Source organism: Silanimonas sp., assembly GCF_027530345.1.
Classification (GTDB): Bacteria; Pseudomonadota; Gammaproteobacteria; order Xanthomonadales; family Xanthomonadaceae; genus Silanimonas.
Window position 1 is genome coordinate 1 of sequence record NZ_JAPZQK010000002.1, and the last position, 18,173, is coordinate 18,173.

General features: G+C 70.6%; 18 protein-coding genes. 8 read left to right on the top strand and 10 right to left on the bottom strand.

The genetic code is table 11. From position 1 onward, the window contains the following. The first annotated feature begins 182 nt into the window (after window positions 1–182). Window positions 183–710 carry a hypothetical protein gene (locus tag O9255_RS00145; RefSeq protein ID WP_297864805.1) on the top strand — a complete coding sequence of 176 codons (528 nt, stop codon included), beginning with the start codon at window positions 183–185 and terminating at the stop codon, window positions 708–710. A gap of 185 nt (window positions 711–895) precedes the next feature. Here the strand turns inward: O9255_RS00145 and O9255_RS00150 are convergent, their stop codons facing one another. Beyond that, window positions 896–1,372 (bottom strand): hypothetical protein, encoded by a 477-nt coding sequence (locus O9255_RS00150; protein WP_297864806.1) that lies wholly within the window; start codon window positions 1,370–1,372, stop codon window positions 896–898. A gap of 88 nt (window positions 1,373–1,460) precedes the next feature. Between O9255_RS00150 and O9255_RS00155 the strand changes: the two genes are divergently transcribed. The 6 genes from O9255_RS00155 to O9255_RS00180 are packed head-to-tail and all read left to right on the top strand — an operon-like array spanning window position 1,461 to window position 8,318. After that, window positions 1,461–3,263, top strand: a complete 1,803-nt coding sequence (locus O9255_RS00155; RefSeq protein WP_297864807.1) for a VWA domain-containing protein — start codon at window positions 1,461–1,463, stop codon at window positions 3,261–3,263. A 25-nt stretch (window positions 3,264–3,288) separates the two neighbouring features. Further along, the gene (locus tag O9255_RS00160) at window positions 3,289–3,882 is read left to right on the top strand and encodes an RNA polymerase sigma factor (protein ID WP_297864808.1); all 594 of its coding nucleotides are present in this window, start codon (window positions 3,289–3,291) and stop codon (window positions 3,880–3,882) included. Continuing rightward, window positions 3,879–4,811, top strand: a complete 933-nt coding sequence (locus O9255_RS00165; RefSeq protein WP_297864809.1) for a hypothetical protein — start codon at window positions 3,879–3,881, stop codon at window positions 4,809–4,811. Before O9255_RS00160 ends, O9255_RS00165 begins: the two co-directional genes overlap by 4 nt. 38 nt (window positions 4,812–4,849) lie before the next feature. Then, window positions 4,850–5,404: a YigZ family protein gene (locus O9255_RS00170; RefSeq protein ID WP_297864993.1), complete on the top strand. Its 555-nt coding sequence runs from the start codon at window positions 4,850–4,852 to the stop codon at window positions 5,402–5,404. Between the two features lie 32 nt (window positions 5,405–5,436). Further along, complete coding sequence (locus tag O9255_RS00175) at window positions 5,437–7,254, top strand: ABC transporter transmembrane domain-containing protein (RefSeq protein WP_297864810.1); 1,818 nt, start codon at window positions 5,437–5,439, stop codon at window positions 7,252–7,254. An 11-nt stretch (window positions 7,255–7,265) separates the two neighbouring features. Continuing rightward, window positions 7,266–8,318 (top strand): GGDEF domain-containing protein, encoded by a 1,053-nt coding sequence (locus tag O9255_RS00180; RefSeq protein WP_297864811.1) that lies wholly within the window; start codon window positions 7,266–7,268, stop codon window positions 8,316–8,318. A 10-nt stretch (window positions 8,319–8,328) separates the two neighbouring features. On the opposite strand, the gene O9255_RS00185 is transcribed toward O9255_RS00180, so the two are convergent. From O9255_RS00185 to O9255_RS00220, 8 genes are all read right to left on the bottom strand, one after another. Beyond that, on the bottom strand, window positions 8,329–9,615 hold the full coding sequence (locus O9255_RS00185) for an NAD(P)/FAD-dependent oxidoreductase (RefSeq protein ID WP_297864812.1): 1,287 nt from the start codon (window positions 9,613–9,615) through the stop codon (window positions 8,329–8,331). Between the two features lie 25 nt (window positions 9,616–9,640). After that, entirely contained in the window at window positions 9,641–10,387 is a 747-nt protein-coding gene (locus O9255_RS00190; RefSeq protein ID WP_297864813.1) for an S-methyl-5'-thioinosine phosphorylase, read from the bottom strand. Further along, entirely contained in the window at window positions 10,384–10,941 is a 558-nt protein-coding gene (locus O9255_RS00195; protein WP_297864814.1) for a hypoxanthine-guanine phosphoribosyltransferase, read from the bottom strand. Before O9255_RS00195 ends, O9255_RS00190 begins: the two co-directional genes overlap by 4 nt. An 11-nt stretch (window positions 10,942–10,952) precedes the next feature. After that, window positions 10,953–11,960 (bottom strand): beta-N-acetylhexosaminidase, encoded by a 1,008-nt coding sequence (nagZ, locus tag O9255_RS00200; protein ID WP_297864815.1) that lies wholly within the window; start codon window positions 11,958–11,960, stop codon window positions 10,953–10,955. After that, window positions 11,954–12,463 carry a CYTH domain-containing protein gene (locus tag O9255_RS00205; protein WP_297864816.1) on the bottom strand — a complete coding sequence of 170 codons (510 nt, stop codon included), beginning with the start codon at window positions 12,461–12,463 and terminating at the stop codon, window positions 11,954–11,956. The genes nagZ and O9255_RS00205 overlap by 7 nt, the downstream gene beginning before the upstream one ends. After that, entirely contained in the window at window positions 12,463–13,836 is a 1,374-nt protein-coding gene (gene rlmD / locus O9255_RS00210) for a 23S rRNA (uracil(1939)-C(5))-methyltransferase RlmD (protein ID WP_297864817.1), read from the bottom strand. Before rlmD ends, O9255_RS00205 begins: the two co-directional genes overlap by 1 nt. A gap of 45 nt (window positions 13,837–13,881) precedes the next feature. Next, window positions 13,882–14,547, bottom strand: coding sequence for a YdbL family protein (locus tag O9255_RS00215; protein WP_297864818.1), 666 nt, complete (start codon window positions 14,545–14,547; stop codon window positions 13,882–13,884). 131 nt (window positions 14,548–14,678) lie between these two features. After that, window positions 14,679–16,667, bottom strand: coding sequence for a hypothetical protein (locus tag O9255_RS00220; protein ID WP_297864819.1), 1,989 nt, complete (start codon window positions 16,665–16,667; stop codon window positions 14,679–14,681). Window positions 16,668–16,776: 109 nt separating this feature from the next. Here O9255_RS00220 and O9255_RS00225 point away from each other — a divergent pair, with 109 nt between their 5' ends. Further along, the gene (locus O9255_RS00225; RefSeq protein WP_297864820.1) at window positions 16,777–17,445 is read left to right on the top strand and encodes a response regulator; all 669 of its coding nucleotides are present in this window, start codon (window positions 16,777–16,779) and stop codon (window positions 17,443–17,445) included. Here the strand turns inward: O9255_RS00225 and recO are convergent. Continuing rightward, entirely contained in the window at window positions 17,401–18,171 is a 771-nt protein-coding gene (gene recO / locus O9255_RS00230; protein WP_297864821.1) for a DNA repair protein RecO, read from the bottom strand. The genes O9255_RS00225 and recO overlap by 45 nt on opposite strands. Window positions 18,172–18,173 lie beyond the last annotated feature (2 nt).

The window sequence follows — 18,173 nt, forward strand, 5'->3', positions numbered from 1 at the left end:
CCGGCGGCGGGGTAAGTGCGTCCGCTGGACGGGGAAACCCGTCTGGCGGCGCGAAAAAACCGCGAAATACGGCCAGATTGACGCGATTTCGGCCTTCAGGCCGCGAAATCACGAGGGTTTGGCGGGTTGTTCAGACCATCCTTAGGCGGGGCTTTTCGTTGTCCTGAGTCTGGACGGTGCTGATGCCGCATCTGATCAAGCGACTTCTCTTTTCGCTCATATGTGCAGGGGGCGCGCTCGCCTTGATCACGTTTCCTGTCGTTGACTTGTTCATGCCATCCAGAAAGGAGCTCGAGGATGCCTTTTGGATCTTTCCGGGTCTTTTCCTCTTGCCGATCGCCATCTTCTTTATCGCCTGGCTGGTCATCGCGGGCACCGGGGCGCTTCTGGTAGGACTGTTGGCGTATTGCGTATTCCCGCTTCTTGGGCCGCTGACCGCGCACTTTCGCGGAACGGCCGTTCAGGCGTATTGGGTGGTCAGAGACGACGCCCTCGAGGCGAAGGACTGGAACACTGTCCTGCAGGCGTTTCCGGATGCTGCGTCAAGGGCTCACTGGATACCAACGGTTCCGGATGACCTTCCGGAGGAATTCCATCCTCAGCCCGGCATCCGACTTCCCTACTCGGCAGAGAATCTCCGCTTGGCGAGGAAGATCGCCAAGCTGCTGGATGGATACGTCCAGGAGAGGCGTGCACCTCTCGATGGCTAGCGCAACAGGGGCGCAAATCGAAGCGCTGCTCCAGCCGACGAAAGCAGAGCCTGCCAATGAGCGGAGCACCGCCCCGCTCGCCACCGCGATCCTGCTGGCCTAGGCAGTCTGTCCGCCATCGAGCAGCCTCATCGAGACCGCTGGGGCGCACCGAAGACCGCCGCATCGCGCAATGGCCGTTTTCCTCAACCTCCAGCCCGGCACGCTGCCCGGCGGTCCGGATCGCGAATGAACCCGCACTGGGATTCCCCGCCGCCGGTGCGGGCGCGGCAGTGGGCACGCAGGTCGTCGTCGCGGATGAAGCCGCACTGGCTCGATTCACCGTCCGTGGTGGCGCGACAGAAGGCGCGCTGGTCGGGATCGCGGATGAAGCCGCATTGGCTCCCACCGCCACCGGTCTCGGCCCGACAGCGCGAACGGAGGTCGGCATCGCCGATGAAGCCGCATTGGGATTCACTGCCTTCCTGCTTGGCCCGACAGTAGGCCCGCTGGTCGGCATCGCGGATGAAGCCGCACTCGCTGCTGCTTCCGTCGGCCTCCGCACGGCAGGCCGCGCGGCGATCCGGGTCCTTGATGAAGCCGCATTCCGACGAGCGGGCCTGAAGCCCCGACGCGGCGAGGAGGGCCAGCCAGAGCGGCAGGAAGGCGAGACGGAAGCGCATGCGCGGAGCCTGCGCCCGAGCGCGGGCGGCTTCAACCCCGTTCCTTCGCTTCGGGCGTTGAAGCCGTCACCCACCCCGGAGCCACGCCATGTCGACCCGTCCCAACCGCACCGCCCAAACCCTGCTCGCGACCGCCGTTCTGCTGGCCCTCTCGGGCTGCCGCTCCTCCAACGAGGTCGCCAGCACGCCACCGCCCGAGGAACCGGCCGTCCTGCAAGAGCGCAGCCGCGAACAGGAATCCCGGCGGCTAGAATCGTTGGTCGTGAACGGCGCACGGGTCCGCAGCGCCGGAGCGAACGCCATCGCCGACGTCGCCTACGCGCCCGCCCCGCCCCCCGCACCGCCTGCGCCCTCCGCCCAGTTGGGCTTCGCCGCGCCGTCCGTGGCCGCGCCGGCCGCGGATTTCGCCGCGCTTCCCGAGGCCAATACCGAGCGCTATGCCGATGTGCCACCGAACCCGGTGCAGCGCGTGGCCGAGCAGCCGGTCTCGACCTTCAGCATCGACGTGGACACAGGCAGCTACAGCAACCTGCGCCGCATGATCGGCTGGGGCCAGCGCCCGCCCGCCGACGCAGTGCGCGTCGAAGAACTGCTCAACTACTTCGACTACGCCGACGAAGCGCCCGCCTCGCGAAGCCAGCCGTTCGCGGTGCACACGGAGGTGGCCCCCGCACCATGGAACGCCCGCCGCCTGCTGATGCGCGTCGCCTTGAAGGCCTACGAGGTGCCGGCCACCGAGCTGCCGCCCAGCAACCTGGTCTTCCTCGTCGACACCAGCGGTTCGATGCAGGACGCCGACAAGCTTCCGCTGGTGAAGCAGGCCCTGCGCGAACTGGTGCTGCAAATGCGCCCACAGGACCGCATCGCCCTGGTCGTCTACGCGGGTAGCGCCGGCCTCGTGTTGCCGCCCACCTCCGGTGCCGAACGCGCCACGATCCTGGAAGCCCTGGATCGCCTCGAAGCCGGCGGTTCCACCAATGGCGGCGCCGGCATCGAACTCGCTTACCGCATCGCCCGCGAGGCGAAGATCGACGGCGGCGTGAACCGCATCGTGCTGGCCACCGACGGTGACTTCAACGTCGGAACCACGGACCAGACCACGCTCGAGGCTTTCGTCGCCGAACAGCGCAAGCACGGCATCGCCCTGTCAACGCTCGGCTTCGGACAGGGCAACTACAACGACGCGATGGCCGAGCAGCTCGCGAACATCGGCGACGGCAACCATGCCTACATCGACAGCCCACGCGAGGCACGCAAGGTGCTGCGCGACGAAATGGCCGGCACCCTGCTGACCGTCGCCAAGGACGTGAAGATCCAGGTCGAGTTCAATCCGGCGCAGGTGGCCGAGTACCGCCTCGTCGGCTACGAGAACCGCCAGCTGAAGCGCGAGGACTTCGCCAACGACGCGGTCGATGCTGGCGAGATCGGCGCGGGCCACGACGTGACGGCCCTTTACGAGATCGCGCTGGTGGGCAGCGGCGGGGAATGGAACGCGCCGCTGAAGTACGCCGCCGGAGCACGCACGCCTGCCACCGGTGCCGCGGGCGAGTTGGCCACCGTGCGCCTTCGGTACAAGGCGCCGGAAGGCGGCGCGAGCCGACTGCTGGAGCGCCCGGTCCGCCGCGCCGACATAGCCACCACGGCATCGCCCGCACTGCAGTGGGCCGCCGCCGTGACGGCCTACGGCGAGCGCCTGCGCGGCGGTGAGGCGCTGGGCGGTGCAGGCTGGCCGGAGGTGGCTCGCTGGGTTGATGCGGCCTTCGCTGCCGCGCCGGACGCGCGCGATGCCGCCAGCCGCGACGAACTGCGTCGGATGGTGCGACAGGCCGCGACGCTCGACGGCGAATCCCTGCCAGAGGCCGAACGGCCTGCGCTGGCAGTGTCCGAATGAGGCGAATTCGCCTACGCTCCCGAGCATGGATGCCGAGCGCAGCGACGAAGCCTTGATGCTGGCCTATGCGGCCGGCGAGGCCGAGGCCTTCGAGCCGCTGTACGCGCGCCACCGCGGCCCGCTGTTCCGTTTCATCCTCCGCCAGGTGCGCGTGCAGGCCACGGCGGAGGAGCTCTTCCAGGACGTCTGGCAGAAGGTGGTCACCGCGCGCGACCGCTACCGGCCCGAGGCGAAGTTCAGCACCTGGCTGTACCAGATCGCGACGAACCGGCTCACCGACCACTGGCGTGCGGCGACGCACCGCCCGATGGCCAGCGAAGACGACATGGCGCGGCTGGAGCGCGAGGCCGATCCGGAAACGCCCGAGCACACGCTCTCCGTCTTCGAGGAACGCCGCCGCCTGCAGCGCGCCCTCGAAGCCCTGCCCCCCGACCAGCGCGAAGTCGTGGTGCTGCGGCTGGAGCAGGAGCTCTCGCTGGAGGCGATCGGCGAGATCACCGGCGCGGGCCGCGAAACCGTGAAATCGCGGCTGCGCTATGCGATGGACAAACTGAGAGCCCGCCTGGGCGGCCAACGCGATGGCCCCGAGGCGCAAGCCGCGACAGGATCGAACCGATGAGCACCGACCGCCACGACCCGCTGGACGCCGACGAGCGCGAGCTCGCCCGCGTGCTGCGCGCGCTGCCGGCCGGCGAACCGCCGTCGGCCCTCGATGCGCGCATCCTCGCGATGGCGCGCGATGCCGTCGTCACCACGCCGGCGCAGAAGGACGAGGCGCAACCGCGCGCGCGCCGCGCGCCGCGCATCGCCTGGGGCTTGGGCGTGGCCGCGAGCTGCGTCTTCGCCGCCGGCCTCGTGTGGCGCATGGGCGGTTTCGGCACCGAGTCCTTCGACCTCGTCGGCACCGAACTGCGCGAGGAAGTGGCACCGAGCGCGGCGAATGCCGAGCCCGACGTGCAGCCTGCCGCGCCGCTGCCGCCCGCGCCGGAGGAGCACATCAGCGTGGAAATCGGCGTGGCGGCGACACCCGCGCGCACGATCGCACCGCCACCGCCGCCTCCCCCGCCGATGGAAGCGCCCGCTCCGCAGGCGGCCGTTGCCAGCGCGCCTGCCGCGCCGCCACCGGCACCTCCAGCGCTACCCGCGCCAGCGGCACCGGCAGCCATGGCCGAAGCACGACCCGAAGCCGAGCGCGCCCGCGAGCAGTCGACGATGCGCATGGCGCCCGCGCCTGCCCCCGCGGCAGCTCCCGGCGGATCACTGGCGGACGACGCGGCGGACGAATCCGCCTCCCTCGAAAGCATCACCGTGTTCGGCTCGCGCGTGGCTGGCGTCGACGCCGCCACCGTGGTGTCGGAAGACAGCAAGGCCGGGCCACAGACGTGGATCCAGCGCATCCGCGCGCGCATCGATCGCGGCGACACCGAAGGCGCGCGGCAAAGCCTCGAAGGCTTCATCGAACGCTACCCGCGCAAGCCCTTGCCGCAGGACCTGATCGACTTCGGCCAGGCGGCCGGCATCGACGGCCTCTCCCGCGACGACGAGTGAGCGCGCCCCGCGAAACGCTGGCCGGGCCGGCCGAGGCGATGCTCGAGGTGAAGAAAAGCCGGCACCTCGCCCGCGCCGAGCCGGTCGATTCCCCGCAGGCCGCCCTCGCCTTCATCGAACGCGTTTCCGTGCCAGAGGCCACCCACAACTGCTGGGCCTATCGCATCGGCGCCGCCTACCGCTTCAGCGATGACGGCGAACCGGCCGGCACCGCCGGCAAACCCATCCTCGCCGCCATCGACGGGCAAGGGCTCGATGGCATCGCCGTCGTGGTCACCCGCTGGTTCGGCGGTATCAAGCTCGGCGCCGGCGGGTTGGTGCGCGCCTACGGCGGTGCCGCGGCCGAGGCCCTGCGCACCGCGCCGCGGAAGGCCATCGTCCACTGGGAATCGCTGGTCGTGCAGGTCGGATTCGGCCACGTGCAGGCCCTGCATGCGGCGTTGGCGGCCTTCGGTGCCGTGAAGGGCGAGGAACAATTCGACGCCGAAGGCCTGCGGATCAGCTGTGACCTGCCGAACGACGCCGTCGAGGCCTTCGAGGAGCGCCTGCGGGACGCCACCCGTGGGCTGTCGCGGGTCTTCCGCGAACGCTGAGCCCGCGCCCGGGGCAATGCGACAATGGCGGCATGAGCGATCCCGCACCGTCCTCCAAGCCCAGCCCGCGCCAGAGCGTCAATTCGCTGCGCGGCCTGCTGCCCTTCCTGTCGCCGCACCGACGCCTGCTCGCGGCGTGGCTCGGCGCGCTCGCCCTGTCGTCGGCCGCGACGCTGTCGCTCCCCGTCGCCGTGAAGCACATGATCGACCAGGGCTTCAGCGCCGGCGGCGACATCGACCGCTGGTTCCTGCTGATGTTCGGCGTGGCGGTGCTGCTGGCGCTCGCGACGGCGCTGCGCTTCTACTTCGTGTCGATCCTCGGCGAACGCGTCGTGGTCGACCTGCGCGCCAAGCTCTATGGACACTTCCTCTCGCTCGACCAGGCCTTCTACGACCGCTCGCGCTCCGCCGAGCTGGTGTCGCGGCTGTCGGCCGACACCGAGCTGCTGCGCAGCGTCGTGGGCTCCAGCATGTCGGTGGCTTTGCGCAGCGTCGTGACGGTGCTGGGCAGCCTCGCGATGCTCGTAGTCACCAGCCCGAAGCTCGCGGGGCTCGCGGTGGTCGGCATCCCGCTCGCGGTGCTGCCGATCGCGCTCGGCGGACGTCGCGTGCGCAAGGCCAGCGAGACTTCGCAGAACCGCGTGGCCGAGGCAAACACCCGTGCCGGCGAAACCCTCGGCGCGATGCATACCGTGCAGAGCTACGCCCGCGAGGCCTACGAGCGGCAGCGTTTCGGCGATGCCTTGCGCGCCACGCTCGATGCCGCCGCCAAGCGCGTGCGGCTGCAAGCGCTGCTGACCGCCACGGCCATCGTTCTCTTTTTCGGCGCCATCGTGCTGGTGCTTTGGAGCGGCGCGCAGGCCGTGATCGCCGGGACCATGAGCGCGGGCACGCTCGGCCAGTTCATGCTCTACGCGCTGATCGGCGCCGGCTCGGTCGGTGCGCTCACCGAGGTCTGGGCCGAAGTACAGCGCGCGGGTGGCGGCATGCAGCGCATCGCTGATCTGCTCGCCGAGGAGTCGAAGATCACCGCGCCGGCCGTGCCGACGCCGCTGCCCGCGCCGGTGCACGGCGCGATCCGTTTCGAGGGCGTGCGCTTCCACTACCCCACGCGTCCGGACGATGCCGCGCTGGATGGCCTCGACCTCGAAGTGCGCCCTGGCGAGACGGTCGCCTTGGTCGGCCCCTCAGGTGCCGGCAAGAGCACCGTGCTGCAGCTGCTGCTGCGCTTCCATGACCCGCAGCAGGGCCGCATCACCCTCGACGGCATCGACCTGCGCGCCCTCGACCCGCAGGCGCTGCGGAGCACGATCGCCCTCGTGCCGCAGGACCCGATGATCTTCGCCGCGAGTGCGGCCGAGAACATCCGCTACGGCCGCCTCGACGCCACCGACGAGGACATCGCGAAGGCTGCGCGCCTTGCCGAGGCGGACGACTTCATCCGTGCGCTGCCACAGGGCTACGAGAGTGAACTGGGTGAGCGCGGGGCACGCATTTCCGGCGGCCAGCAGCAGCGCGTGGCCATCGCCCGCGCCCTCCTCAAGGACGCGCCGGTGCTGCTGCTCGACGAGGCCACCTCGGCGCTCGACGCGCAGAGCGAGCACATGATCCAGCAGGCGCTGGAGCGCCTCATGGCGGGCCGCACCACGCTGGTGATCGCCCACCGGCTGGCTACCGTGCTGAAGGCGGACCGCATCGTGGTGATGGACGGTGGCCGCATCGTCGATGTCGGCACGCACGCGGAGCTCCAGGCCAAGGGCGGGCTGTACGCCGAGCTGGCGCGGCTCCAGTTCGGGCATGGGCCGTCGCCCGCCGCCCCGGCTTCGACTACGCTTGGCCCACTTCCTTGACAGTGGCCCCGATGTTCGACGCCTCCCTGTCCGACGCCGATCGACTGGCCCGCGCCCTCGGCGCGATGGCCGCCCTCGCCGAACTCCGCGGTCGCCCCGCCGACGTACTGCCCCGCCTGCTGGCCGAGCTGAAGGACGCTTGCGGCGCCGACGGCTTGGCCTTCGAACGGCGCGAGGGCGATGAACTCGTGCATGTCGCCACTGTCGGCAGTTTCGCCACCCTTGTCGGCTCGCGCGGTGGCGTGACCGGCAGCCTCGGCGGTTCGGCCCTGCTCAGCCGCAACGTGGCCCTCGCCCCCGACACGATGACCGACGCGCGCGTCGATCGCAGCCTGTGCCTGCGCAGCGAATCGGCGGCACTCGTCGCCGTTCCCGTCGATGTCTCCGGCACGCCGGCCGGCGTACTCATGGCCGGCTGGCGCACGGCGCACGGCTACTCCGACGCCGCGGTGAACCTGTTGCGCATCGGCGCGGGCATCATCGCCGCGAGTGTCGCGCGCACGCTGCTCGCTGATCGCCCCGAAGACCCTGAGCGCCTGCTCGCCGGCGCGTTCTCGCAGACGAGCCACCGCGAAGCCGGCGAGCGTCGCCATGGCGACCTCGACGTCCTCACCGGCCTGCTCAAGCTGGAACCCTTCCAGACGGCGCTGAGCACCAGCGCGGCCCACTGGTCGCCCAGCCAGAACAGCGCCGTGCTCTTCATCGACCTCGATCGCTTCCACCGCATCAACGAGGCGCATGGCCACGCGGTGGGCGACACCGTGCTGCAGCGCGTGGCGGACGTGCTTCACCGCTGCACCCGCGGCCACGACATCGTGGCGCGCCTCGGCGATGACGACTTCGCCGTGCTGCTGAACCGCCTGTCGAACCCCGAACTGCAGGCCGCCGTCGCCGCCGAGCGCATCATCGATGCCGTGCTCGCCGACAACCTCACCAACGAAACGATGCCGCGCATCGAGCTGTGCATCGGTGCGGCACTGATCGACCGCGCCGGCCTCAACGCCGAGCGCGTGATGCGCGACGCCGAGCACGCGCTGCACGCGGAGAAAACCGACCGCCGCTGAGCGCGGAAGCTCAGCGCGGGATCGCGGGGTCCCCACTGCCTGCCATGGACAGCGCCTCGAGTAGACCCTCGGGCAACGCATGCCGCCCCAGCCAGCCCCGCTGCGTGCCCGTCAAAACGCGCAGCATCTGGCCGCGCCCGCCCGGCAGGCGGCCCATCGGCACGAACAGCGCGTCGCGAAGCGCCGCGATGGTGTCCTGCTCACCTTGGAAGACCGGCGTCAGCCAGCGGCTCCAGAACTGGTAGATCCCGACATGGCGACGGCGCTCGTCGGCGAAGGTGCGAAGAGCGGCATCGAGGGCCTTTGCGTCCGCGGGAGCAGTTTCCAGCATCGTCCGGAGCGCATAGCGCAGCGCGAGCGCGTCGAGCAGGGCCATGTTCACGCCCTGCCCCAACTGCGGGCTCATCGCGTGGGCGGAATCGCCGCAGAACACCAAGCGGCCGCGATGCCAGGGGCCGTCGATCACGACGTCGCGGTAGGTCGCGCGGGCGAGCGTTCCCGCCTCGGAAATGCCGGCCACGAGTTCGGCCGCTTCCGGCCACAGCGCCGCGAGTTCCGCCTTCCACGCGTCGAGGCCCTCGCGTTCCCAGGCCTCGAAGGCCTCGCGCGGCAGGCTCCAGAAGAAGCTCAGCATCGGCCGCGCATCACCGGGCCGCGTGCCCACGGGCAGCACGCCGACCATCTTGCGGGCCTGCCGATACCGCTGGCGAAGCTCGTTCGGATGCGCCCAACCGCGGTCCTCGCACAGGCACCACAGCGCGCCCCACGGATAGACGGCATCCATCGACGCCACGCCCGCCATCGATTGGCGCAACGCCGAGTGCGCGCCATCGGCAGCGATCACCAGATGGAAAGGGCCGTGGCGCTGGCCGCGCGCGTCCACCAGCGTACCGGTATCGTCGACGCGCTCGATCCGCGTCCCCGTGGTGATGCGGTCGTGGTCGGGCCAAGCCGCCCGCAGCGCCTCGAACAGCGCGCCGCGCTGCAGGCCCCAGCCGAACAGGCGGGCGTCGAGACCGACATAGCGCATGTCCATCACCGCGCGATGCCCGTCGCCGCGCGGCGTGTCGCCGAACAGGCGATCGATGCGCCGACCATGCGCCATGACGGAATCGAGCAAGCCCATCTGCCAGAGCGCGCCCAGCCCGGTGGGCTGCAGCAGGAAGCCCGCGCCGACCGGTCGCGGCGCTTCGGCCTGTTCGAACACCTGCAGGCGATGACCGTCGCGCGAGAGCAGCACGGCCAAGGCCTGGCCGGCGGTGCCGTAGCCGACGATGGCGATGTCGAGGGGCCTCATGCGCGTCGGGGGCCGCGATCGAGGCTCAGGCCTTCAAGGCCCGCAGCATGCCGGGCAGCGGCTCCGTGGCGGCGGCCATGTTCGCCAGCACGTCCTCGAGGGTGATCACCTCGTCGGTCGGCGCGCGGCCCGCCGCCCAATTCGCAACGATGGCGAGGCAGGCGTAGTCGAGTCCGAGTTCGCGCGCGAGCGCGGCTTCCGGCATGCCGGTCATGCCGACGAGGTCGCAGCCGTCGCGACGCAGGCGTTCGATCTCGGCCTTGGTCTCCAGCCGCGGGCCCTGCGTGGCGCCGTAGCAGCCGCCGTCGACCACGGGCACGCCCGCGGCTTTCGCAGCCTCGACCAGCGCGCGGCGCAGCGAGGGCGTGTACGGGTCGCCGAAATCGACGTGCAGGGCTTCGCCCTCGCCGTCCCACAGGCTCACCGTGCGGCCGTGCGTGTAGTCGATGATCTGGTCGGGCACGCCGATGACGCGCGGGCCCCAGGCCTCGGTGATGCCGCCAACCGAATTGACGGCGACGACGCGGGTCGCGCCGATGGACTTCAGCGCCCACAGGTTGGCGCGGTAGTTGATGCGGTGCGGCGGCATCGCGTGGCCTTCGCCGTGGCGGGCCATGAAGGCGATGCGGTGCGGGCCGAAGCCACCGATGCGCACCGGCGCTGAGGGCGTGCCGTAGGGCGTCTCGACGCTGTGCGTCTCCACGCCCTCGAGTTCGGCCAGCTTGTACAGGCCGGTGCCGCCGATCACGGCGAAATCGATCGCGCGGCTCATGCCTTCGGCTCCCAGGCGTAGATGGCCGGCAGGTTGCGGCCCTGCTCGTGGAAATCCATGCCGTAGCCGTAGACGTAGAAGTCCGGCACCTCGAGGCCGATGTGCTCGGCCTTCGCATCGGGCGCGCAGCGGTCGTGGACCTTGCGGCATAGCACGGACACGCGCACTTCCGACGCGCCCTGGTCGCGGCACCATTGGGTGATGCCGACCAGCGTGTTGCCCTCGTCGAGGATGTCGTCCACGACGAGCACGCGGCGGCCCTTCAGCGCGGTCTGCGGGCGATGCAGCCACACCAGCGTCTCGCCGGTGGTCTTGCCGCGGTAGCGCGTGGCGTGCAGGTAGTCGAACTCGAAGTCGAAGCCGGCCTCCAGCGCGAGGCCGGTGGCGAACAGCATCCCGCCGTTCATCACGGTCAGGAACAACGGCGGCTCGGCGACATCGGCGTACACCGTGCGGAGCTCGGCGGCGACGCGAGCGATGGCGGCATCGATGGCTGCGCGGTCATGGATCACGCGCGAATCGCGCAGCGCATCGGCGAGCAGGGGGCGGGTCATTGGGGGGAGCCTCAGGCGATGAACGGGGACGCGCCAAGCGCGGACTGGATGGCGGGGCGGCGGGCATCGGCGAGCAGTCCCTGCCAGCCCAGCGCGCCACGGCCCATCAGGCCGGTGAGCGCGGCCGTGTTGGCGGGGCCGCGGTGGTCGCAGGCCTTGAGGCTGTCCTCGACCAGCGCCGGGGCGCAGACCAGCACCACGTCGCAGCCGGCGTCGAGGTGGGCATCGATGCGCGCCTGGATGCCGCCGGCCGATTCCGCCGCGGCCATGCCGATGTCGTCGGAGAAGGCCACGCCGCGGAAGCCCATGCGATCGCGCAGCACATCCTTCAACCAGAACGGCGAGTAGCCGGCCGGTTCCGGCGCGATGGCCGGGTACGTGACGTGGGCCAGCATCACCGCTTCGGCGCCCGCTTCGATGCCGGCCGCGAAGGGCACGAGGTCCTCGCGCTCCAGCACGACGAGCGGACGCGGGTCGATGGCTTCATCGAAGTGCGTGTCTTCCAGCACCGAGCCGTGGCCCGGGAAATGCTTCAGCGTCGCGGCCATGCCGGCGGCGTGCATGCCCTGCACGTAGGCGCGGGTGAAGGCGGCGACCACCTGCGGGTCGGCGTGGAAGGCGCGGTCGCCGATGGCGAGATTGCCGCGGCCGAGGTCCACCACCGGGGCGAAGCTGAGGTCGAGGCCGATGGCGCGGACCTCGCTGGCCATCAGCCAAGCGTGCTCGTGCGCGAGGCGCAGCGCAGCGCCGGGGTCGCGATCATGCAGCGGACCGAACGGCGCCAGCGCCGGCAGCTTGGTGAAGCCCTCGACGAAGCGCTGCACGCGGCCGCCTTCCTGGTCGACGCAGAGCAGCTGTTGGCGCGGTGCAGCCTCGCGGATGGCGGCGGCGAGTTCCGTCACCTGCTGGCGCGAGGCGAAGTTGCGCTTGAACAGGATCACGCCAGCCGCTTGCGGATGCTGCAGCCAGTCGCGCTCCTGCGCGGTAAGTTCCGTGCCGGCGATGCCGAAGATCAGCACGCGTGTTTCTCCTCGTCGGTCCACTGCGCGTATGGCCGGGCCGACAGCGCAAGGTTGTAGTAGCGGGCGTGTTCGGTGACTTCCGCACCGGCCCATGACGGTTTCTCGAAGGCCTCGTCGACCGCGCCCAGTTCGATCTCGGCGACGACGAGCCCGGCGTTGTCGCCGTGGAACTCGTCGACCTCCCACAAATGGGCGCCGATGGTGACGTAATGCCGCGTCTTGTCGATGACGCCACCGACGCAGAGCGCCAGCAGGGCTTCCGCATCGGCCAGCGGGATGGCGTACTCGAACTCCTGCCGCGAGGCCCCGAGCTCGCGCGACTTCAGGTTCAGCGCGGCCTGCTCACCCGCGATCCGAACACGCACCGACGCCTTCTGCGCGCCGGCCTGCAGCGATGCCGCGTCGTTGAGGTAGCCCTGCGCCATGCGCTGCCTGCGCGAGGCCTGCGCGCGCCACGCGTCGCCCACCACGAGGAACTTGCGCTCGATCTCGATGCCCATCAGCGGCGCTCGAACACGGCGATCGACTCGACGTGCGCGGTGTGCGGGAACATGTCCATCACGCCGGCGCCGAGCAGGGTGTAGCCGCGCTCCTTGACGAGGAAGCCGGCGTCGCGCGCCAGCGAGCCCGGGTGGCAGCTCACGTAGACGATGCGCGGGATGTTCTTCAGCGGCAGCTGGGCCAGCACTTCGGCGGCCCCGGCGCGCGGCGGGTCGATCAGCAGCTTGTCGAAGCCATCGCGCATCCACGGTTCGGCCGAGAGGTCCTTGGCGAGGTCGGCAGCGAAGAAGCGCGCGTTCGGCAGGCCATTGGCTTCCGCGTTCTGCCGCGCCCGCGCCACCAGCCCGGCATCGCCCTCGACGCCGACGACATCGAAGCCGCGTCGCGCGATCGGCAAGGTGAAATTGCCGAGGCCGCAGAACAGATCCAGCACGCGCTCGCCGGGCTTGAGGTCGAGCAGATCGATGGCCCGCGCGATCATCTGGCGGTTCAGGCCGGCATTGACCTGGATGAAGTCCAGCGGGCGGAACTGGAGGCGAACGCCCTCGGCCGCGCCGACGTCAGCGGCACTCAAGTCGAAATGCAGGTCGACGTGTTCGGGCCACAGCGGTGCGACCGTATCGATGCCGCCCGGCTGCAGGAACACCGCAACCGCCTCGCGCTTGGCGAAGTCCGTCAGCTTTTCGAGGTCGCCAGCCGACAGCGGCTCCAAATGGCGGAACACCAGCGCCAGCGCGCCGCTCTCGCGCGACACACCACCGTCCAGCGCGCCGTCGCCAGCGATGAACTCGATCTGCGGGATCGTGCGACGACCTTCGAGCGATTCCACCAGCGCCGACAGCGCCTGGATCCGCTGGCCCACGGCCGGGATCACCGTGTGGCATTCGGTCAGGTCGGCGACGAAGCGCGGGTCCTGCTCGCGGAAGCCCACCAGCGCCTTGGCCTTTTTCTCGACCCAGCGCACCGAGAGGCGCCCTTTGCGGCGGTAGCCCCATTGGGCATCGCGGATGGGCGTGAACCACTCGCGCGGCTCGACGTGGCCGATGCGCGCCATGTTCTCGGTGAGCACGCGGTCCTTGGCCTCGATCTGCCGTGCCTCGTCGAGGTGCTGCATGGCGCAGCCACCGCAGGTGCCGAAGTGCGCGCAGCGCGGCGCCACGCGATCGGCCGAGGCCTCGAGTACCTCGAAAGCCGCCGCCTCGTCGAAGTGGCGGTTCTTCGCGGTCTGCTTCGCCCGCACGCGCTCGCCGGGCAACGCACCGGCCACGAACACCGCCTTGCCATCTCGGCGGCCGACGCCCCGGCCGTCGTGGGTCAGGCCGTCGATGGCGATTTCGAAATCAGGGTCCAGTCGTTGCCGCTGTCGCGCCACGGGAAAGCTCGGGAAGAACGGGGCGCGATTTTCGCACGCCCGGGCTTACTTCTGCTTCCAGGCCCCGGCACTGTCCTGGTACCACCAGCCGGCGCGGGCCTGGGCCACCCATTCCTTGGCGAAGGTCTGGCGGATCTGCGTCTCCCACTCCGGATGGCCGTTGGCCACGGCGATCTCGCGGTAGACAGCGTTGCGGTCACGGTTTTCCTCGGCGACGGCCTGGTTCGCGGCGGTGCGCTGTGCCAGCGGCACCTTGGCCGGGTCACGCAGCACCACGAGACCGTCGTTGCCGAAGCCCATTGCTCCGGCGTCGAAGAGCGGCGCCAGCGTGCCCTGGAAGCGCTCCGCCATCCGCGTCTGGATGGCCTGGATGGCCGGCGTGCGGATGCGGATGTCGACGTTTTCCTGCGCGTGTGCGCTGGTGATGAAGAACCCGACCGGGTCGAAACGCGTTTCGGTGTGCGAGAAAACGCGGGCCGGAACGACGTCACGACCTTCGACCGTCGCCGCGACGAAGCGGGCGGCTTCGCCGCGCTCGAGGCTGGCCGAACCGCCGCTGGCCGTGGGCGCATCGCCAATCACGTCCTCGACGAATTCCTCTGCGGCCTTCTGGGCCTCGGCAGCCGGGAAGTACACGTTGATCGTCACACACGACGCCAGCAACGCAACGGGCAGCAGCAGGGCGGAGAGCTTCAGCAGGGGCTGGCGCATGGCGATCACCTCGATGGCGGGATGTCTTGGATGCTAACGCCGTGGCGCGCGCGCCGCGCAAGCCGATGGCCTGCCACCGTCGCCCGGCGTTCAGGCTGGCGACGACGCTCGCCGGCCACGCGAGGCCTCCCTCATTCGATGCGTAGCGTGTCGCCTTCGGTAGCGTCCTTCAGCCGCGAGACGAGCGTCGGCCAATCGACACTGCGCCGGAAGCCGACCACCTCGATCCGCGGCAGGCCACGCCCATCGATGATCACGTAGCCGTCGCCGCGCTTCTTCAGGCCGCTCATGGCGCAGCGGTTGTCTTTAAGCACGCAGCCGATGCCGATGCGGTCGTAGCCGAAATCGTCGAAGGTGCGCAGCAGCCGCGCCTGCAGGCCGGCAATCAGGCCGGAGCCGCCGAGGTCGGAAATGTCCTGAACCGCGCGCTGGCTGACGCGGCGCGAGCCCTCCCAGTTCCGATCGGTGAGCAGCCGCGCATCGAAGGCCACGGGCGTCCAGTCGACGAGGCGCAAATCGCGGATGCGTCCGTCGAGGCGGCCGGTGATCTCGCCGAAACCGAAGGCGCCGGTCAGTGGCGCGAGGTCGATGTCCTGGAAACGGACGTTGGCCGCCAGTGAGGGCGCGACGCCGAACGGCCGCTCGAGCGCGAGATCGTCGATGCGCACCTCACCGCCGAACAGCTGCATGGCCAGCCCGCCTTCGAAGCTCACGCGATTGCGCTCATAGAGCGCGTTCGGCAGCGTGCCGCCGATCGTGCCTTCGAAGTCCGGCCAGCCGAGGCGCTGCGACAGGCTGCCGAGGTCGAGCGCTTCGAGGGCCAGCCCCATCTCGATCCGCAGCGGCGCCTCACCACGCGCCGGCCGCCACACCAGCCGGTCGAGCCGCAGGTGCCCGCCGAGCATCCCGGTGCGCAGCGGCGCCGCAAGCGCGAGCTGGCCTTCGCTGCTGCGGAAGTCGAGTTGGCCCGCCTCGATGCCGATGCCGTACAGCGCAGCCGCGCGCCACGAGAAACGGCTGTTCGCCACTGCCGAATCGCGCGACCAGCGCACGCCGCCGTCGAGCCCGGCGAGCGAGAAGCGGCCCTTCGGGTCGATCGCGATCGCTTCGCGGAGATCGACATCAAGGGCCGAGAGCCCTTCGTCATCGAAACCGAAGGCGCCGCTCCCCTGCCCGGCCAACTGGAGTTCTCCGAAGCCCGCGGGCGCGAGGACACCATCGAGATAGCGCGCGCGCAGACCGGCCAGGTCCGGCGAGCGCCAGCGCGCCGCGAGCCCCGTCACGTTGCCGGCCGCATCGAGCGACGCATCGCCCACCGCCGTCAGCGCACCCGCGTCCTCCCACTGCCAATGCGAGAGCCGCCAGCCGCCGCCCGCCTCGGATTCGGCATCCAGCTGCAGGCCCACTCCGGCGGCTGGAACGGCCAGATAGATCGGGCTCACCAGCAGCTCGCCGGCCTTCAGGGCCCCACGCAGCGTGAGGCGGGTTCGTTCCGGGGCCGCTGCCGACGCGGGCGTCGTCACATAGCGCAGCGTCAGGGGGACGGTCAGGCCGGCACCTGCCAGCAGGCCGTCCGGGGTATCGAAGGCGAGGCCGTCCAGCCGCAGCTCGGCGTCGACGCGGGTTTCGGGCGTTTCGACAGGCACTGACAGGGACCCCGAGAGCATGCCATCGCTGATGCGGCCGCCGGCCCAGAGCTGCTTCGCGAAATCCTCGAGCCAGACCAACGGGATGCGCTGGGCCGCCACCCGCCATGGCGAGGCGAGATCCTTGTCGACGCGAATCGACCGCCGCCCCTGCGACCAATGCGCTTGGGTGCGCGCCTCCGAAAGATCGACGGCCAGCCGGCCGGCCGCGCGGCCGCCGACCTCCAGGGGCCCTTCACAGGCCAGAGGTTCCAAGGTCAGCACGCGCTCGCAGGTCCACGCCACGCGGTCCAGGCGCAGGGCGACGGCCGGGAGCGTCACTAGGCCGGCTTCCACCGTCAGCCCAACGGGCTCGGCGCCGGCCGCTCCCGTTCGGAGCCTCATCGCTACCGTCTCGGCCCGGGCCGCGCCGGCGTCGACGCGCCCTATGGCGACGCGCAGCTCACGGGCGCCCACCTCGGGGGCCGCGAGCATGAACGCCAACCCAAGCGCCGCCAGGGAGGCGAGCCGCGTCAGAATTTTCCTATAGTGGGTCGCCGCGAGGGCCGGCATCCTGCTTGAGGAACGCATCGAGGAGGGATCCGTGAGCCTACGCTTCCTGGTGGTCGAAGATGACCCCGCCAGCCGCGAATTCGCCCGCAGCAGTCTGGCGCCGTTCGGCATCGTCGACACCGCCCGGACCCTGGCGGACGCCGGTGCGCTCTGTGCCGACAACGAATATGCACTCCTGCTGCTCGATGTCTCGCTGCCCGACGGGCAGGGCGACGGCTGGCTGGCCCGCCAGCGCGCCCTCTCCAACCGCACGCCGGCGGTGGCACTCACGGCCGAACTCGATGCCGAGCGACGTCGACGCCTGATGGCCAGCGGGTTCATCGAGGCCCTCGGCAAGCCACTGTCGGAGGCGGCGCTGCGACAGGCCTTGGCGCCCTGGCTCGGAGCGTCCACCGCGGCCTGGGACGATGCCCGGGCGCTCTCGGCGCTCGGCGGCTCCGATGCCGCGTTGCGACGGATGCGTGCCCTGTTCATCGAGGAATTGCCCCGCCAGCGCGAACGGGTGGTTGCCGCGCTTGCCGACAGCGACAGCGCCGGGCTTCGTGCCGTCCTGCATCAGATGCGCGCTGGCTGTGGTTTCGTCGGCGCCACCGCACTGGCGGGTGCCGTCGAGGCGCTTCATGCGGAACCGACCAACGGCGAAGCCGCGACGCGGCTACTCCGGCGGATCGACGAGGCGCTCGCCAGCCCCGGGGGCTGAACGCCCCACCCGCGCGACCTCGGACATCAGGCTCCAAGCCTTCAGGGGCTTGCCGCCGAGATGATGCGCCAGGATGGCGCGCAGCCCGCGACGCAACTCGCCCAGCTCTTCGGCCGGCGGGCAGCGGTCCTCAGCGAGCGCCAGTAGCGCGCTGCCGCGCAGGCTGTCCGGTGCATGGCTGCGATCCCGCCAGGCGCCATGCTCGGGATCAATGCGGTAGCGCGCCGCCGGGTCGAGCGCCTCGCTTTCGGCGGTTTCGCCCCAGGGCAGCCCGAGGCCGAGGGCGTCCAGCAGGTCGCGTTCGAAGCGGCGCAGCGTCCAAGCCAGCGGCTGCGCGCCGGTCGGCGGCGTCACCTGCGCCAGTTCCTCGCGCAAGGCCGCGTAGCGCACGAACACCTCGGGAACGGCGTCCTGACGGGGCAACAACCGGAGTAATAGCTCGTGCACGTAGAAGCCCGCCAGCGCCGCGTCGCCGGCATGCCGCGGCGCGGCATCCACGGCCTCCCAGCGCGCCAAGGTCCACAGTTCGCCGCGTTGGGCGGCGTCGAATTCGATGGCCTGCCAAGGCTGCAACGCAGCGCGACGCGCCTGCTGCTTCGCCCCCTGCACGCCGCGCGCCACCACGCCGATGCGGCCGTGGTGCTCGCTCAGCAGTTCGACCAGCAGGCTGGTCTCGCGCCAAGGCCGCGCATGCAGCACGAAGGCGCGTTCACCGCCGACGCGCACGG

Excerpts from the sequence above, each read along its gene's own strand:
- O9255_RS00195 (WP_297864814.1), bottom strand. The coding sequence starts at position 10,941 with ATGACCCGCCCCCTGCTCGCCGATGCGCTGCGCGATTCGCGCGTGATC.
- O9255_RS00220 (WP_297864819.1), bottom strand. The coding sequence starts at position 16,667 with ATGCTCGCGGCCCCCGAGGTGGGCGCCCGTGAGCTGCGCGTCGCCATA.
- O9255_RS00175 (WP_297864810.1), top strand. The coding sequence starts at position 5,437 with ATGAGCGATCCCGCACCGTCCTCCAAGCCCAGCCCGCGCCAGAGCGTC.
- O9255_RS00160 (WP_297864808.1), top strand. The coding sequence starts at position 3,289 with ATGGATGCCGAGCGCAGCGACGAAGCCTTGATGCTGGCCTATGCGGCC.
- O9255_RS00180 (WP_297864811.1), top strand. The coding sequence starts at position 7,266 with ATGTTCGACGCCTCCCTGTCCGACGCCGATCGACTGGCCCGCGCCCTC.
- O9255_RS00170 (WP_297864993.1), top strand. The coding sequence starts at position 4,850 with ATGCTCGAGGTGAAGAAAAGCCGGCACCTCGCCCGCGCCGAGCCGGTC.
- O9255_RS00155 (WP_297864807.1), top strand. The coding sequence starts at position 1,461 with ATGTCGACCCGTCCCAACCGCACCGCCCAAACCCTGCTCGCGACCGCC.
- O9255_RS00215 (WP_297864818.1), bottom strand. The coding sequence starts at position 14,547 with ATGCGCCAGCCCCTGCTGAAGCTCTCCGCCCTGCTGCTGCCCGTTGCG.
- O9255_RS00205 (WP_297864816.1), bottom strand. The coding sequence starts at position 12,463 with ATGGGCATCGAGATCGAGCGCAAGTTCCTCGTGGTGGGCGACGCGTGG.
- O9255_RS00165 (WP_297864809.1), top strand. The coding sequence starts at position 3,879 with ATGAGCACCGACCGCCACGACCCGCTGGACGCCGACGAGCGCGAGCTC.
- O9255_RS00185 (WP_297864812.1), bottom strand. The coding sequence starts at position 9,615 with ATGAGGCCCCTCGACATCGCCATCGTCGGCTACGGCACCGCCGGCCAG.
- O9255_RS00190 (WP_297864813.1), bottom strand. The coding sequence starts at position 10,387 with ATGAGCCGCGCGATCGATTTCGCCGTGATCGGCGGCACCGGCCTGTAC.
- O9255_RS00145 (WP_297864805.1), top strand. The coding sequence starts at position 183 with ATGCCGCATCTGATCAAGCGACTTCTCTTTTCGCTCATATGTGCAGGG.
- O9255_RS00150 (WP_297864806.1), bottom strand. The coding sequence starts at position 1,372 with ATGCGCTTCCGTCTCGCCTTCCTGCCGCTCTGGCTGGCCCTCCTCGCC.